Genomic DNA, 13,666 nt, shown 5'->3' on the forward strand with positions numbered 1-13,666 from the left:
GATTATTTCACGTTCTTGTACAGAGTCACCTTGCCGTTGGCAATTCGAATGTCGCTCACGTAGGGCGGCATCGGCAACGGCAGGGCGTCGTTACGCATGCCCGCGGGACGCTTGCCGTGGTCGATCTCCTGAATGAGCCGAGGAATCATCGCCTGCGGAAGGGCTAGCTGGCCAACCTTTGCGCTCTGCACCTCGAATTCACCGAGGCCCGGCTGCAGCATGTGAAAGTTGCCCGACATCTCGACCATTTCGCTGTCACGGAGCATGCTCGCCAACGGTCCGAGCTTGCCTCGCAGCGTCGTGAAGTCGACACGGGCACGAACGGTGAGCCGATCGGCGTCAACCCGAGCGGCGACGCTATCCGCAGATCCGCCGACGCGCGACGTGACTTCGCTCGCGGCGAGCGAAGCAAGGTCGCCGGCGGGCAGCGTCTCGAAGACCGGACCTTTCGGCTGACTCAATCGAGCCAGGGCTGCGCGAGCGCGGTCCGCCCCGGCGGCCGTCGCGGGCTGCCAACGTCCAGAGACCACGGCTGCGTGCGGCTTGAAGCGATCGGGAAGCCACATCGAGCGTGTGAACCACCCGATGCACGCGAGAATCGCGAGAAGAACGAGACAACCAAGGCGAGCGATGCATCCCATGCGTTATCCACTCCGGAGCGCGGCCGAGACGAGCGTCGTGTACGACGGACCGCCGGGGCCAAATGTACTCTGCATTAAATCGATTGAATGAACGATGAAGTCCGTGCGATACTGCGTCCGCTTCGCCGTTCGAGCCAACTCGCGCAAACGGTCTTCAGTCAGCGGCGTCTTGATTCGAGCGAGCGTGAGGTGCGGTCGAAACGGCCGACCATCCACCTCGAACCCCAACGCGTCGAACGCCACTTCGATGTCGTGATGCAACAGCTCGAGCCGCGGCTCCTGCAGCACCCCCATCCATACGATGCGAGCCCGCCGAAAGTTCGGGAACGCTCCAATCTCGCCCAAACTCAATAGCGGCTCGCGGTGGCGAGCCGCCACTCCAGCGAGCGCCGCCTGAATCTCGTCGAGGCGCGACTCGGGCTGTTCGTCGAGGAACTTGAGCGTCAGATGAAGCAGGGGCTCTTTCACCCAAGCCAACTCTGGCGCCGTTTCGCGAAGCGACGCCGTCGCCGCCACGATCTCCGCCCGAACCGCGGGCGGGAAGTTAATCGCCAGAAAGAGGCGCACTCTGAGCCCGAACCAGTTCGTTGAGCGCGCCCGAGCGAAAGCCGCGCGGATCCAGCTCGACGCGGTCGTACCCCGCGCCTTTGACGGCAGCTTCTAGCTGTTCGCGCTTACCGTCCACCGCCCAACGGCCTAGCTCTCCGGCGCCGAGCTCGACTCGCGCCAGGTCGCCGAAGTGGCGAACCCTCAGATCGCCCGTCACGCCGATCTCTCGCAACGCCGCCTCCGCTCTCTCGACGCGGCGGAGGCGGCCAACGGTCACGGGCGTTCCATACGGAATACGCGACGAGAGGCAAGGCGATGACGGCTGCTCCCACGTGGGCAGGCCCATGGCTCGCGACCGCGCGCGAATTTCGTCTTTCGAGAACTCGAATTGGGCGAGCGGCGATACGACGCCGTGCTCATGCGCCGCTTGCGCTCCGGGCCGATGACCGGTGAGATCGTCGGCGTTGGTGCCGTCGGCGACGACGGTGATTCCACGCTCGCGAGCAAGCGGAACGAGGCGCGACCAGAGCTCGGTCTTACAGAAGTAGCAGCGGTTCGACGGATTTGCGGCGTACCGCGGATCGTTCAGCTCGTCGGTATTCACCTCGACCACGTTCAGGCCGATCGTTTCCGCGACCTGTCGTGCGTTCGCCCACTGGCTGTCGGGGTAGGACGCGCTGCGGCCGATGATCGCGAGGACGCGGTCTGCGCCGAGCGCGGCGACGGACACCGCGGCCAGATACGCGGAGTCGACGCCGCCGCTATAGCCGATGGCAATCGTGCCCCGTGCGCGAAGCCAGTCGGCGAGCCGGGCCTCTTTTTCCGAGGCGATGAGATCGGGAGATCCGTGCAGCATCCGGGAAACGTAATGCGTGCCGTCGACATCGACGTCTCAACGACGGTGCGAAGAGTGTGAACCGTGGGCTAGATTGGCCTCCACACCGTAGTCGAGGCTGCCCTGATGTCCGCTCGCGCGTGAACGATTCGATCGTCGACGTAGCCATCATTGGCGCCGGCCCTGCGGGGGCGGCGGCGGCTCGGCTGCTTGCATCGTGGGGACATTCGGTCGTGCTGATGGGTCGCCCGCCGCGACACCCTGCACTCGCCGAGTCGCTGCCGCCAAGTATCGCGAAGCTGTTCGAGCAGATCGGTGTTCGTGAGGCGATGGACGCGGCGAAATTCGTACGCGCCACAGGAAATAGCGTTCAATGGGCCGGCCGCGAGCTTCGCGTCGAGCCATTCGACGTCGGACTGCTCGGCTCTCAAGTCGCGCGCAACGAATTCGACGCGCTCCTCGTGAACGAAGCTCGATCGATCGGCGCGGTGGTGCACGACAACGCAACAGTTCGCGACGTGATTCGCGAGAGCGATCATTGGCGCGTGCTATTCGAACGATCGTCAGGCCTCGAGGAGTGCGTCGCGCACTGGGTGCTCGATGCAAGCGGGCGATCGGGTGTGCTCGCTCGACGCGGTTGGCGTCGCACCGATGGCGTCGCGCGCACAATGGCCATGGTCGGTGTGTGGGAGTCGGCCGCGAATTGGCCGATGGACAAACAGTCGCACACGCTCGTCGAGAGCTACGATGGCGGATGGGCCTGGTCGGTACCGGTGACGAGTCGGCGGCGGTACGTCACCGTCATGATCGATCCCGGACTCACCGTGATTTCCGGTCGCGCACAACTGTCGGCAGCATATAGAGCAGAACTCGCGAAGACGACGGCGGTCGGCGCGCTCGTGAACGGCGCAGGACAGATCGGCGATGTGTGGGGGTGCGATGCGTCGCCGTATTCCGCCGAGCGAGTGAGCGGCGATCACGCATTGCTCCTCGGCGACGCCGCGTCCTTCGTCGACCCCCTTTCGTCGTTCGGCGTGAAGAAGGCGCTCGCGTCGGCCTGGTTGGGTTCGGTGGCTGTTCACACGGCGCTGATTGACGCTCGCGCCGGCGTCGCGGCCGTCGAGCTATTCGCCGAGCGTGAGCGAGCGATGTACGAGCACCTGCAGCGCCAATCAGCCCTGTTGTCCCGCGCAGCGTCGGAGGCGCACGACGGTGGGTTCTGGGCCGGACGATCGGATGCAACGGAGCCAGTCGCGGACGAATTGGATTTCGCTGCGCTGCGGAGCGACGATCGCGTGCTGGCCGCGTTTGCGGCGATCAGGCAACAAGAATCCTTACAATTGAGATCGAGCGACTCGCTCAGATTCACCGAACGCGCGACGGTGCGCGGGAACCGCGTGGTGCTACAAGAGCATCTGGTCACGCCGGAGTTGCCACGCGGTGTTCGGTATTGCCGGAATGTCGATCTCGTGGTGCTGGCGCGACTGGCCAATCGATTCAGTCAGGTGCCCGACCTGTTCGATGCCTACAATCGCGCAGCACCTCCTGCCCCGCTGCCGGATTTTCTTGGTGCGCTATCGACGTTGATCGGTCTCGAAATGCTCACTTTTGCTTGACACCGAGCGTCGCAAGTCGTAAACCGTAGGTGGTTGCCAGGCTCGTTGCCCCTCACCCCGCACGAGACACCAGAGTCATGTCGCGTCGTCTGTTCGCAGGCTCGTCACGCGGTTGGCTGATCGTCCCCCTTCTCTGTCTGTCGACGCACGCAGCGCTGGCGCAGCGTGGCGGTCGCGGAGGAGGCGGCCGCGGTCAGACTGGTCCAGCAGCAAACGCGGATACCACGACAGGATTCGTGATCCGCGATCAGAATACTCTCCTGTACTGTTCCGGATGCCACGTACGCGATAGTCTCGGCGCGTTGGCGCGCATCTCGTACGAACGAAAGACGCCCGAAGGCTGGGAGATGAGCGTGCGCCGCATGGTGGCGCTCAACAACGTGAAGCTCGACCCGGCGGCGGCGCGCACCATCGTTCGATATCTCAGCGACAATCAGGGGCTCGCGCCCGCCGAGTTGCGGCCCGGTCGATTCGAGACCGAGCGTCGTATGATCGAGTATCGGTATACGGCAGATCCGCGCACCGAAGCGACGTGCCGAGCGTGTCACTCGTTTGGACGTGTGCTCACACAGCGGCGTACGCGTACCGAGTGGGAGCTGCTTGTCGCCACGCATCGCAGTCTGTTCCCTGACGTCGACTTCCAAGCATTCCGTCGCGGCGGTCCGGCGGCGAATGACAGCGGGCCAGTTCCGCATCCTATGGATGTCGCCATCAACCATCTGGCGCGCGTTTTTCCGCTGCGAACGCCCGAATGGACCGCGTGGTCGGCAACGATGCGCCAACCGCATCTCGAGGGCACGTGGCTTCTGAGTGGAAGCGAGCCAGGCCGCGGGGCATTCTACGGGCACATGACGGTCACGCGCGGAACGGCGGACGGCGAGTTCGTCACGCAGGCAAGCTATCGCTACGCCGATGGCGGCCAGGTCGTCAAGCGCAACGGTCATTCGATCGTCTACACGGGCTATCAGTGGCGCGGACGCTCGACGGATCCGGCGCTTCGTGCCCGCGACACCGTTGGGCTGCGCGAGGTGATGTTCGTCGAACCGGGTTGGGAGGAGATGTCGGGCCGCTGGTTCACCGGCGGCTATGAGGAAATTGGGATGGACGTTTCGCTCAAGAAGGTCGGGGCGAATCCGGTGGTGACGGGCGTTGCACCGCGAGCGCTGCACGTTGGTGCCCGCGCACAGGACATCACGATCTTCGGCGCAAACCTTCCGCGGACACCGTTGGCAAACACGATCGACTTCGGGCCCGGGATGACCGTGGAGCGTGTCGTTCGCGCCACGCCCGATTCGATCACTGTGCGGGTGAACGTCGATTCGGCGGCAGCGATCGGCAAGCGTGATCTGTTCCTTGCCGGCGCATCAATGCGCGACGCCGCGGTGGTGTTCAATCAGATCAGCCGCATCAAGGTCACGCCGCTCGCTGGACTCGCTCGTGTCGGCGGCAATGTGTTTCCGAAACAACTCCAGCAGTTCGACGCGATCGCCTACTACAACGGCCCTGACGGCAAGCCCGATACCGACGACGACATCGAGATCGGACGCATCAATGCGACGTGGGGGCTGGAGGAGTACGGCGTCACGTACGACGACGACGACGTGAAGTTCGTCGGCAGCGTCGATCAAACCGGCCTGTTCACTCCGAACCTCGACGGTCCGAATCCGGCGCGCAGCTCGAGTCGCAACAACATCGGCGACATCTGGGTGGTCGCGTCGTACCAGCCGGCCGAGAAGGGTGCGCGCCCGCTGAAGGCGAGAGCGCACCTCGTGGTCACGGTTCCCCTGTACGTGAAGTTCGCCCCTTGGAAGGTGCAGCCATGATGTTGTTGCGTCGCGGTGAGTTTCACTCGTTCAACGGCGGAGATGCGCAGTATCTGTATCTCGTGCCGTCGGCAGCCGTCGTGCGGCTGGATGATCTATCGCAAGCCGTTCTCGACGGACTAGCACAAGGCGATCGATCAACGAACGATCTGGCGAGCGCGCTGACGTCGCGCTGGACCATCGAGGACATCAGATCGTCGATCGACGAGCTGCTGGGCGTGCGCGCGATTCAGACGGTCGCTGCACCGCCGCCCAAGCCGATCGCCGAAAAGCCGAAGCGCCGCATTCCGCTGCAGACGCTCGTGCTCAATGTGACGAGCAAGTGCAACCTGTCGTGCGGGTATTGCTACGAGTATGGCGAGGACAAGATCGTCGAGGCCGCGACGAAGCCGCGTTTCATGAACGAGGCGACGGCAAAGCAGAGCGTCGACTTCATGTTCAGCGAGTCGGGCGATTCGCCGAGTGTGAACCTGACGTTCTTTGGTGGCGAGACGCTGCTGAACTTCAAGATGCTTCAGTCGGCGTTGGCCTACGCCAAGGACAAGGGCAAGGCACTCGGCAAGCAGGTGAACGCGAGCCTGACGACGAATGCAACCCTGCTGCGTGATGAAGTCATCGACTGGATGGTCGAGAACGATGTGGGGGTCACGGTGTCGATCGATGGCGCGCGCGAGCAGCAGGACAAGCATCGCGTGTTCTCGAACGGCATGGGCAGCTACGACATCATCGTTCCGCGCATCAAGATGCTGTTGGAGCGACACAAGCGTCGCCCGGTTGGCGCGCGCGTCACGCTCACGGGACAGAACCTCGACGTCGCGTCGATCTACAAGCACCTGTACGAGGAGATTGGCTTCTGGGAGGTCGGTTTCGCGCCGGTGACGACGTCGTGGCAGCGCGAGTACGCGATCGAGAACGAAGGCTTCCAGCAGTTGCTCGGTGGCTTCCAATCGCTCGCGAAGGACTATCTCGCCGACGCCCTCGCCGGAAAGCGGCACGGCTTCTCGAACGTGCGCGATACGCTCGAGGAAGTTCACAAAGGAATGAGCAAGGCGTATCCGTGCGGTGCGGGACTCGGCCTCATGGGCGTTGCGACCGATGGCGACGTCGCGCTCTGCCACCGCTTTGCCGGCTCCGACGAGCACAAGCTCGGCAGCGTCTTCGACGGCGTCGATCACACGCGTCAGGATGACTTCCTCACCAAGCATCACATCGCGAACAAGACGGATTGTGCAACGTGCTGGGCCCGCCCGCTGTGCGCGGGTGGCTGCTATCACGAAGCGCACACGCGGTATGGCTCGACGGTCGAGCCCAATCTGCACTACTGCGAGTGGATCCGCGCCTGGACGAACACCTGTCTTGAAGTGTACGGCACGCTCGCGCAGCAAAAGCCGGAATTCCTGATGCAGTTCGACTGAGGTCCCCGAGACCGATATGCGACATCTCAAATCGATCAATCAGAAGGCCCAGCGCATCGAGTCGATGCTCGAGAACGACGTCGTAGCGCTCCAGCAGGGCGGACCACCAACGGGGCCGCACATTCCACTCGGCTGCTCGTTCGTCTTTTCGCCGGGCTGGGAGGTCGACAGTAGCGGCGGAACGGCGGGACTCTGTCAGCCGGTCGAGCGCGATCTATTCGATTGCCACCTCACCTGCTTCTGGCCGGCGCACGTGCCCGATCTGTACAACTACGCGCCCGACTGGACCGCGAAGTGCGCGTCGGCGCAGAAGGACTGGCGCAAGATCGACCTGATCTTCCCATGATACTTCGCTCAATTCGAATCGCGGCGGCCGCGAGCCTGTGTGCCGCGACGGTCGCAACTGGCCAGGCCGCGAAACAGGCCGGTGACCCGACAGCGCCCGGTGGTAACGGCACGATCTACGTCGGGACCTATGCGCGCAACATCCTCGTGCTCGACGAAGCGACGATGCGCGTGCGCGATACACTGCACACGAACGTCGGCATTCCCGACATCTCGCTGTCGTTCGATCGGAAGCATCTCTACGTCACCGATCCCGGCAACGAAAGGGTCGAGATCATCGACCTCGCAACGAAGCGAACACTCGCGAACTTCACGCTGTCGACCGATAGCATGAAAGTGCGCATGTGGGGCTTCAGCCTCGACCCGAAGGAGCGCTTCGCCGTTCTGCTGGTGAAAGCGTACACCAAAAAGCGCGACCGGTACGAGGTGAGTCACCCGACGCTGCTCCGCTACGACCTGGCGAAGAAGGCGGTAACGGACACGATTCCCTGGCCGCGCGGCGAGGAACGTGAAGGCGCACAGATCATCTTTTCGCCGAACGGCGAATTGATGTACTTCTTCACGCAGGACGACGTGTTGATCTACAACACGACCACGCTCAAGGAAGTCGATCGCTGGGAGATTTCGAAGACGCTGTTCGAGGAAGGACTCGGCCGCATCAACTTCGGCTTTCCGTACGATGTCTACGAAGAGCCCGGGTTCTACACAGGACTGTTTCGCACGACCGATCCCGTGAATCGTCGCTCGCAGATGGGCGTCGCGCGCATGGACCTCGTCAATCGGCAGCTCGAATACTACCCGCTCGGTCCAAGTCAGTCAGTGAGCTTCAGGCTCTCGCCCGATCGCAAGCGTGCATACGGCATTCACAGTGAAGTCGGGAACTATCAGTTCTGGACCTTCGATCTCGAATCGCGCCGCGTGCTGGGTAAAACGGAGTTCGCCGGTCGGCCGCGCATGGGTCTCGTCGTGAGCTCGAATGGAAGTCAGCTGTACATCACGACGGCTGGCAGCACGATCGATCGATACGCGACCGACGGTTTTGGTCACCTCGGCACCGTCAATCTCGGCGCTGACATGACCAACGTGATTCTCGTGCCCCGCTCGCCTGCGCAGAGATAGCCGTTGCCGTTGCTGGACAGAGACCTTCGACGTGCGCTGACGTACACCGCGCCGCATTGGCGCCGACTTGCACTCGTGCTCGCGCTCTCGCTCGTGAGCACGGTGCTGTCGCTGTACATCCCCTACCTCTCGCGACTGCTCATCGACCGAGCGCTGCTCGGCGGCGATTCGCACGCGCTGGTCCGGATCCTTCTGCAGTTCGGGGCGCTCACGCTCGGCAGCTTTGCGCTCAACGTTGTGAGTGGCCTCGTCTATACACGCACGTCGGCCGACATCCTGTTCGAGATGCGCCTCGGGCTCTTTCGACAGCTCCAACGCCTCTCGCCGCGCTTTTACGCCGAGATGCCGGTCGGCCAGATCGCGACGCGACTCAACGCAGATATTGGCGAGATCCAGCGCGTCGCGGCGGAGATCGCACTCGCATGGGTTGGCAACGTGCTGTTTCTCGTCGGCAGCATCGTCATCCTGTTCCGGCTGGATCTAGTCCTCTTCGGCGTGAGCTTCGCGATTCTCCCGGCGGCGCTGTGGGCACTCGTTCGGTATCGGTCCCAGCTCGAAGCCGCGGTGACAGGTGTACGCGACCGCAGCGCCGACGTCGGCAGCTTTCTCATCGAGACGCTGCTCGGCATGAAGGTGATCGTGGCGTTCAACGCACAGCAGCGCGAGGCAGATCGCTTTCGCGCGCGAAACGACGCGTTCATTCGCGCACTGATGTCGATGCGCCGGCTGACGTATCTCTCGGGCGGTGTGCCGGGATTGCTCCTCTCAGCCGGCAGCGGCGCGGTGTTCCTGGTCGGCGGCATGCGCGTGATCGATCATTCGATCACGATGGGCACGCTCGTCGCGTTCATCGCTTACCAGATGCGTCTCGTCTGGCCGATTCAAGCGTTGATGGGGCTGTACGCGAGCCTCGCATCAGCACGCGTGTCACTTCGCCGAGTGAATGAAATTCTCGATGCGCCGCTGGATGTGACGGAGGTTGAGAATCCGGTCGCGATCGCGTCGTCACGCGGTCAGCTCAAGCTCGATGAAGTGACATTCACCTTCGGCCGCGGCGGCTCGGTGCTCGACGGCGTGTCGCTCGACGTGCCCGCCGGCCAGCGCTTGGCCATCGTCGGACGGAGTGGCGAAGGTAAATCGACGATCGCCGATCTGCTCGTGCGCCAGCTCGATCCGGCGAGTGGCTCGGTTTTGCTCGATGGCGTCGACATTCGCACAGCAAGGCTCGAGGACGTTCGGCGCAGTATTCTCGTCGTCGATCAGGAGCCGTTCGTCTTCAACGCGACCATCGCCGAGAATATTCGGTATGCCCGGCCGGACGCGAGCGATGCCGATGTGCGTGCTGCCGCCGACGCAGCGGGACTGGCACCATTGCTCGCCCGACTACCTCAGGGCCTCGAAAACAGCGCGGGCGAACGCGGACGCGGCCTCTCAGCGGGAGAACGCCAGCGCCTCGCCATCGCGCGCGCGTTTCTCGCCGACCCTGCGGTGCTCGTGCTCGACGAAGCGACCGGTGCTCTGGATCCGGCGACGGAAGCGCAGGTGGCCGCGGGCTATGAAGCAGTGATGCGCGGACGCACGACGATCATCATCACTCATCGACTGGAGCTCGCGCGGCGCGCCGATCGTGTCGTGGTCCTCGAGGCCGGCAGGCTCGTCGAAGACGGCACCGCCGACGTGCTGCTCGATCGTGGCGGCTCGTCGTTCGCGGGCCTATTTGCTGGCGGTGCGCTGCAGGAAACGCGCTGACCCGCGTGCGAATCAGTCTCGCTGATGCACCATTCGCAAATCGTACCGGCCAGGGCGTGGTCGTCGCTGTGCTCGACAGCGGCGTTCACGCCGACCATCCACACGTCGGCGGGGTCCGCGGCGGAATGTCGTTTGTCGAAGACGACGGTGCAGATGATTTTCTCGATCGCATTGGCCACGGTACCGCCGTCGCCGCGGCGATTCGCGAAAAGGCACCGGGAGTCGAGTTGATTGCGGCGAAGATCTTCCATCGGCATTTGACGACGAACGTCGACGTTCTCGTTCGGGCGATTCAGTGGTCGGCCGATGAAGGCGCGCAGCTGATCAACCTCAGCCTCGGCACGGCGAATCCAATGCACGCGGATCGACTGTCGGGCGCGGTGGCTTACGCAACTGAGCGCGGGGCGCTCGTCGTCTCGGCGCGTAGGGCGAACGATCTCGATTGGTTTCCGGGCACATTGGCTGGCGTTGCCGGGGTAACCAGCGACGCGGCGATCGACCGCGATGCGATCGATGTCGATCCGCGCGACGGTGGTGTTCCTACATTCTGCGCATCGCCCTACCCGCGACCAATTCCGAACGTGCCGCGGGAGCGGAATCTTTCGGGTGTTTCGTTCGCCGTGGCCAACGTCACCGGATTTCTCGCGCGGGCAATCGAGCACGCCGGCCCCGATGCGCTCAAGGCTTTTTGAGCGGGCGATGCGATTGTCTGTTCGACAGCTACGTACAGGCGACGCGGATGTACGGAAAATCCACCCCTCGTACCTGGCCGTTCATCGTCCCTTCGATCCGCGCGAGTAGCGAGTCTGCGCCGCGCCGTCGGTAGATGACGCGCTGCGGAAAATCGTGCGTCGGATTCGCGAAGATCACGAGGGTGTCGCTCGTGGATTGGGCCTCGAAGTCCGCCGGGGTTTGCCCGGATGGTTCGGCGTGATAGACGGCGTGACCGGCGCGCTGGGAGATACGCAGCTGCTCGAATTCCGCAACGACGCTGTCTCCTCGAACGGTTCGGCCAACACCGAGCATCATTCCCGCGCGCGGCGCCATCCACTGCTCGTCGATCGTGGACGTAGCGGTCTGTCGACGCCAGCAGCCTGTCATCCATTTCAGTTGCTGCACGGCGCTCGTGCCCTCTTTGGGGCTGGGTGGTTTGGCAATGGTCTGGGCATGCGCGCTGGCAGCAAGTGCCAGTATTGGCACAATCGATCGACAAATCGTCACAAAGGCCCTCAGCGGTGGGAATGTCACGTATATTCGTCCAACGGGAGTGGGATGCAAGCTGACGGTCTTTCGCGATCCTGTCTTGTAGAAACGCGAACCTCGTAATGTCCGAGACACTCGACTATCGCGAAACTCCTCCGCCTCAGCACCTCGCGGGCAGCGTCCGCTGCATCTGGCGGCTGCGTGGCGATCAGCCGGCAGTCACCGCGCCGGAGCCAATCGTTCCCGACGGCTGTGTCGAGATCGTACTCAATCTCGGCGACCCATTCTCGCGATACGCGCCGAGTGGCGACGCGAAGCGCCAGACAAGCCGCTTGGTCGCAGGACAGATCACACGCGCCGTCACAATCGAGCCGTCCGGACGTATCGATTTGTGGGGCATTCGATTCCATCCCTGGGCGGCGCCTGCCTTTCTCGGGCTGTCTGGCAACGAATTGAGAGATCGCTTTCTCTCGCTCGACGAGGCGAGCCCGAGCCTCGATCGAGAGTTCGCCGATCTCGCCAACCATCCGACCGATGACGCACAGCTCGACGCGGTCCTCGGAGCGCTGACTCGACAAGCCACACGCGCGCGACGGATCGATGAGCTGCTTCCCTCGCTCGTGACGCTGTCCGAAACATCGAGTGAGTCGATGTCGGTGCGTGGTCTCGCTCGCCGCGCCGGATTGAGCGTCCGTCGCGTGCAGTCGATCTTCCGCGACGGCGTTGGTCTCGCACCCAAGCAGCTGATGCGCATCGCGCGCTTTCAGCGTGCACTAAGTCTCGCTCGCGCAAACGCAAAATTATCGTGGAGTACGATCGCCGCGCGTGCAGGCTACTACGATCAGGCGCATCTGATTCATGAGTCGCAGGACATCGTTGGATGTACACCGACCGCGCTCCTTGGCCGCGACGCAGAGTTGACCGCGGCCTTTCTCGCTGACGCAACGACAGACACTCGGGTGACCACGTGAGTGACGCTTTCGACTACGATCTAGTGTGCATTGGCAGCGGCCCCGCGGGCCAACGCGGCGCCGTGCAGGCCGCGAAGCTCGGCAAACGCGTCGCGATCATCGAGCGGCACCCCTCCGTTGGCGGCATTTGCCTCGCGACCGGAACGATTCCGAGCAAAACCTTTCGGGAAGCCGTGCTCACACTCGCGCTGCCGGCGTCGAGTGACATCTCGGCGAATCGCGCGCTGCAGCGACCAACGGCAACGCAGCTACTCGCGCGCGTCGACGAGGTCATCGAGCGAGAAGGTTCAGTCATTACGAATCAGCTCACTCGTAACGGCGTCGACATTGTGTGCGGCGAAGCTTCGTTCGCCGACCCGCATCGATTGCGGATCGCTGGGCCAGACGGCAAACCATGGCGCGAAATCACGTCGGCCAATGTGCTCATCGCCAGCGGAACCAAGGCTGTCGCTCCAAAAGACGTCCAGTCCGACGGCGAGTGCGTGATCACGAGCGACGAGATTGGCAGTCTGCGTCGCCTTCCCCGCTCGCTCGCCGTGATCGGTGCGGGCGTGATCGGCATCGAATACGCATCGATGTTCGCCGCGCTCGGCGTCGAAGTCACGGTCGTCGATCGTCGCGATCGTCCGCTCGAATTCATCGACGCCGAGATCGTCGATGAGCTCATCCATCAGATGCGCAAACGGAACGTGTCGTTTCGTTTTGGCGAGGCGGTCGAAGCGCTCGAGATCAGCGAAGGACCGCCGCGGCGTGCCGTGCTGCGTCTCGAGTCAGGCAAGCGAATCGTCTCCGACATGGCGCTGTTCTCCGTCGGCCGCACGGGCGCGACCGACAAGCTCTCGCTCGAGAACGCCGGAGTCAAAGCCGATGATCGCGGACGAATTGCCGTCGACGCGGAATTCAGGACGTCAGTGCCGCACATCTTTGCTGCCGGCGACGTCATTGGATATCCCAGTCTCGCCGCAACGTCGAGCGAACAGGGACGGCTCGCCGCCTGCTATGCCCTCGGCGCACCGGCGGCCAAAATGGCCCAGCACTTTCCAATCGGGATCTACGCAGTTCCAGAGATCTCGATGGTTGGGCAGACAGAAAGCGAATTGACCAAAGCGAAAGTCCCGTACGAAGTCGGCATTGCGCGGTATCGCGAAATTGCGCGCGGTCAAATCCTCGGCGACGACAGCGGCTTCTTCAAGATGCTCTTTCACCGCGAAGATCGTCGGCTGCTCGGCGTACACATCCTCGGGACCGGCGCGACCGAGTTGCTCCACATCGGCCAGGCGGTCCTCGGGCTCGGCGGCGGACTCGATTACTTTTTGTCCACTGTGTTCAACTACCCAACGCTGGCCGAGTGCTACAAGGTTGCCGCGCTCAACGCGGCGAACAAGTTGGCGATGTAGCAA

At 63.4% G+C, this 13,666-nt stretch carries 13 protein-coding genes; 9 read left to right on the plus strand and 4 right to left on the minus strand.

Annotation, left to right across the window (positions count from 1 at the left end):
- Nucleotides 1-2 precede the first annotated feature (2 nt).
- From AC6H4Z_RS16075 to larE, 3 genes are read right to left on the minus strand one after another with little or no spacing between them, the layout of a single operon-like run.
- Nucleotides 3-641, minus strand: coding sequence for a hypothetical protein (locus AC6H4Z_RS16075; RefSeq protein WP_497542973.1), 639 nt, complete (start codon nucleotides 639-641; stop codon nucleotides 3-5).
- 3 nt (nucleotides 642-644) lie between these two features.
- Complete coding sequence (thpR, locus tag AC6H4Z_RS16080; protein ID WP_497542974.1) at nucleotides 645-1,208, minus strand: RNA 2',3'-cyclic phosphodiesterase; 564 nt, start codon at nucleotides 1,206-1,208, stop codon at nucleotides 645-647.
- On the minus strand, nucleotides 1,186-2,046 hold the full coding sequence (gene larE / locus AC6H4Z_RS16085; protein ID WP_497542975.1) for an ATP-dependent sacrificial sulfur transferase LarE: 861 nt from the start codon (nucleotides 2,044-2,046) through the stop codon (nucleotides 1,186-1,188). The genes thpR and larE overlap by 23 nt, the downstream gene beginning before the upstream one ends.
- A 119-nt stretch (nucleotides 2,047-2,165) precedes the next feature.
- Here larE and AC6H4Z_RS16090 point away from each other — a divergent pair, with 119 nt between their 5' ends.
- The 7 genes from AC6H4Z_RS16090 (at nucleotide 2,166) to AC6H4Z_RS16120 (ending at nucleotide 10,784) form a co-directional block, all read left to right on the plus strand.
- The gene (locus AC6H4Z_RS16090; RefSeq protein ID WP_497542976.1) at nucleotides 2,166-3,641 is read left to right on the plus strand and encodes an NAD(P)/FAD-dependent oxidoreductase; all 1,476 of its coding nucleotides are present in this window, start codon (nucleotides 2,166-2,168) and stop codon (nucleotides 3,639-3,641) included.
- Between the two features lie 77 nt (nucleotides 3,642-3,718).
- Nucleotides 3,719-5,464: a quinohemoprotein amine dehydrogenase subunit alpha gene (peaA, locus tag AC6H4Z_RS16095; protein ID WP_497542977.1), complete on the plus strand. Its 1,746-nt coding sequence runs from the start codon at nucleotides 3,719-3,721 to the stop codon at nucleotides 5,462-5,464.
- Nucleotides 5,461-6,879 carry a quinohemoprotein amine dehydrogenase maturation protein gene (gene peaB, locus AC6H4Z_RS16100; protein ID WP_497542978.1) on the plus strand — a complete coding sequence of 473 codons (1,419 nt, stop codon included), beginning with the start codon at nucleotides 5,461-5,463 and terminating at the stop codon, nucleotides 6,877-6,879. The genes peaA and peaB overlap by 4 nt, the downstream gene beginning before the upstream one ends.
- Nucleotides 6,880-6,895: 16 nt before the next feature.
- Complete coding sequence (gene qhpC, locus AC6H4Z_RS16105) at nucleotides 6,896-7,225, plus strand: quinohemoprotein amine dehydrogenase subunit gamma (RefSeq protein WP_497542979.1); 330 nt, start codon at nucleotides 6,896-6,898, stop codon at nucleotides 7,223-7,225.
- A complete protein-coding gene (locus tag AC6H4Z_RS16110) occupies nucleotides 7,222-8,343 on the plus strand; it encodes a hypothetical protein (protein WP_497542980.1) in 1,122 nt (373 codons plus the stop codon). Before qhpC ends, AC6H4Z_RS16110 begins: the two co-directional genes overlap by 4 nt.
- Nucleotides 8,344-8,346: 3 nt before the next feature.
- Entirely contained in the window at nucleotides 8,347-10,092 is a 1,746-nt protein-coding gene (locus tag AC6H4Z_RS16115; protein WP_497542981.1) for an ABC transporter ATP-binding protein, read from the plus strand.
- Between the two features lie 5 nt (nucleotides 10,093-10,097).
- Nucleotides 10,098-10,784 (plus strand): S8 family serine peptidase, encoded by a 687-nt coding sequence (locus AC6H4Z_RS16120; RefSeq protein WP_497542982.1) that lies wholly within the window; start codon nucleotides 10,098-10,100, stop codon nucleotides 10,782-10,784.
- Between the two features lie 28 nt (nucleotides 10,785-10,812).
- On the opposite strand, the gene AC6H4Z_RS16125 is transcribed toward AC6H4Z_RS16120, so the two are convergent.
- Complete coding sequence (locus AC6H4Z_RS16125; RefSeq protein ID WP_497542983.1) at nucleotides 10,813-11,211, minus strand: DUF6265 family protein; 399 nt, start codon at nucleotides 11,209-11,211, stop codon at nucleotides 10,813-10,815.
- Between the two features lie 206 nt (nucleotides 11,212-11,417).
- Here AC6H4Z_RS16125 and AC6H4Z_RS16130 point away from each other — a divergent pair, with 206 nt between their 5' ends.
- Together AC6H4Z_RS16130 and sthA are read left to right on the plus strand one after the other, a co-directional pair.
- Nucleotides 11,418-12,266: a DUF6597 domain-containing transcriptional factor gene (locus tag AC6H4Z_RS16130; RefSeq protein WP_497542984.1), complete on the plus strand. Its 849-nt coding sequence runs from the start codon at nucleotides 11,418-11,420 to the stop codon at nucleotides 12,264-12,266.
- On the plus strand, nucleotides 12,263-13,663 hold the full coding sequence (sthA, locus tag AC6H4Z_RS16135; RefSeq protein ID WP_497542985.1) for a Si-specific NAD(P)(+) transhydrogenase: 1,401 nt from the start codon (nucleotides 12,263-12,265) through the stop codon (nucleotides 13,661-13,663). Before AC6H4Z_RS16130 ends, sthA begins: the two co-directional genes overlap by 4 nt.
- Nucleotides 13,664-13,666: the final 3 nt, after the last annotated feature.

It is taken from the genome of Leucogemmata humicola, assembly GCF_055379415.1.

Bases quoted from the DNA above. Each gene is read 5' to 3' on its own strand.
- peaA (WP_497542977.1), top strand. From the start codon at position 3,719: ATGTCGCGTCGTCTGTTCGCAGGCTCGTCACGCGGTTGGCTGATCGTC.
- AC6H4Z_RS16075 (WP_497542973.1), bottom strand. From the start codon at position 641: ATGGGATGCATCGCTCGCCTTGGTTGTCTCGTTCTTCTCGCGATTCTC.
- peaB (WP_497542978.1), top strand. From the start codon at position 5,461: ATGATGTTGTTGCGTCGCGGTGAGTTTCACTCGTTCAACGGCGGAGAT.
- AC6H4Z_RS16130 (WP_497542984.1), top strand. From the start codon at position 11,418: ATGTCCGAGACACTCGACTATCGCGAAACTCCTCCGCCTCAGCACCTC.
- larE (WP_497542975.1), bottom strand. From the start codon at position 2,046: ATGCTGCACGGATCTCCCGATCTCATCGCCTCGGAAAAAGAGGCCCGG.
- AC6H4Z_RS16110 (WP_497542980.1), top strand. From the start codon at position 7,222: ATGATACTTCGCTCAATTCGAATCGCGGCGGCCGCGAGCCTGTGTGCC.
- qhpC (WP_497542979.1), top strand. From the start codon at position 6,896: ATGCGACATCTCAAATCGATCAATCAGAAGGCCCAGCGCATCGAGTCG.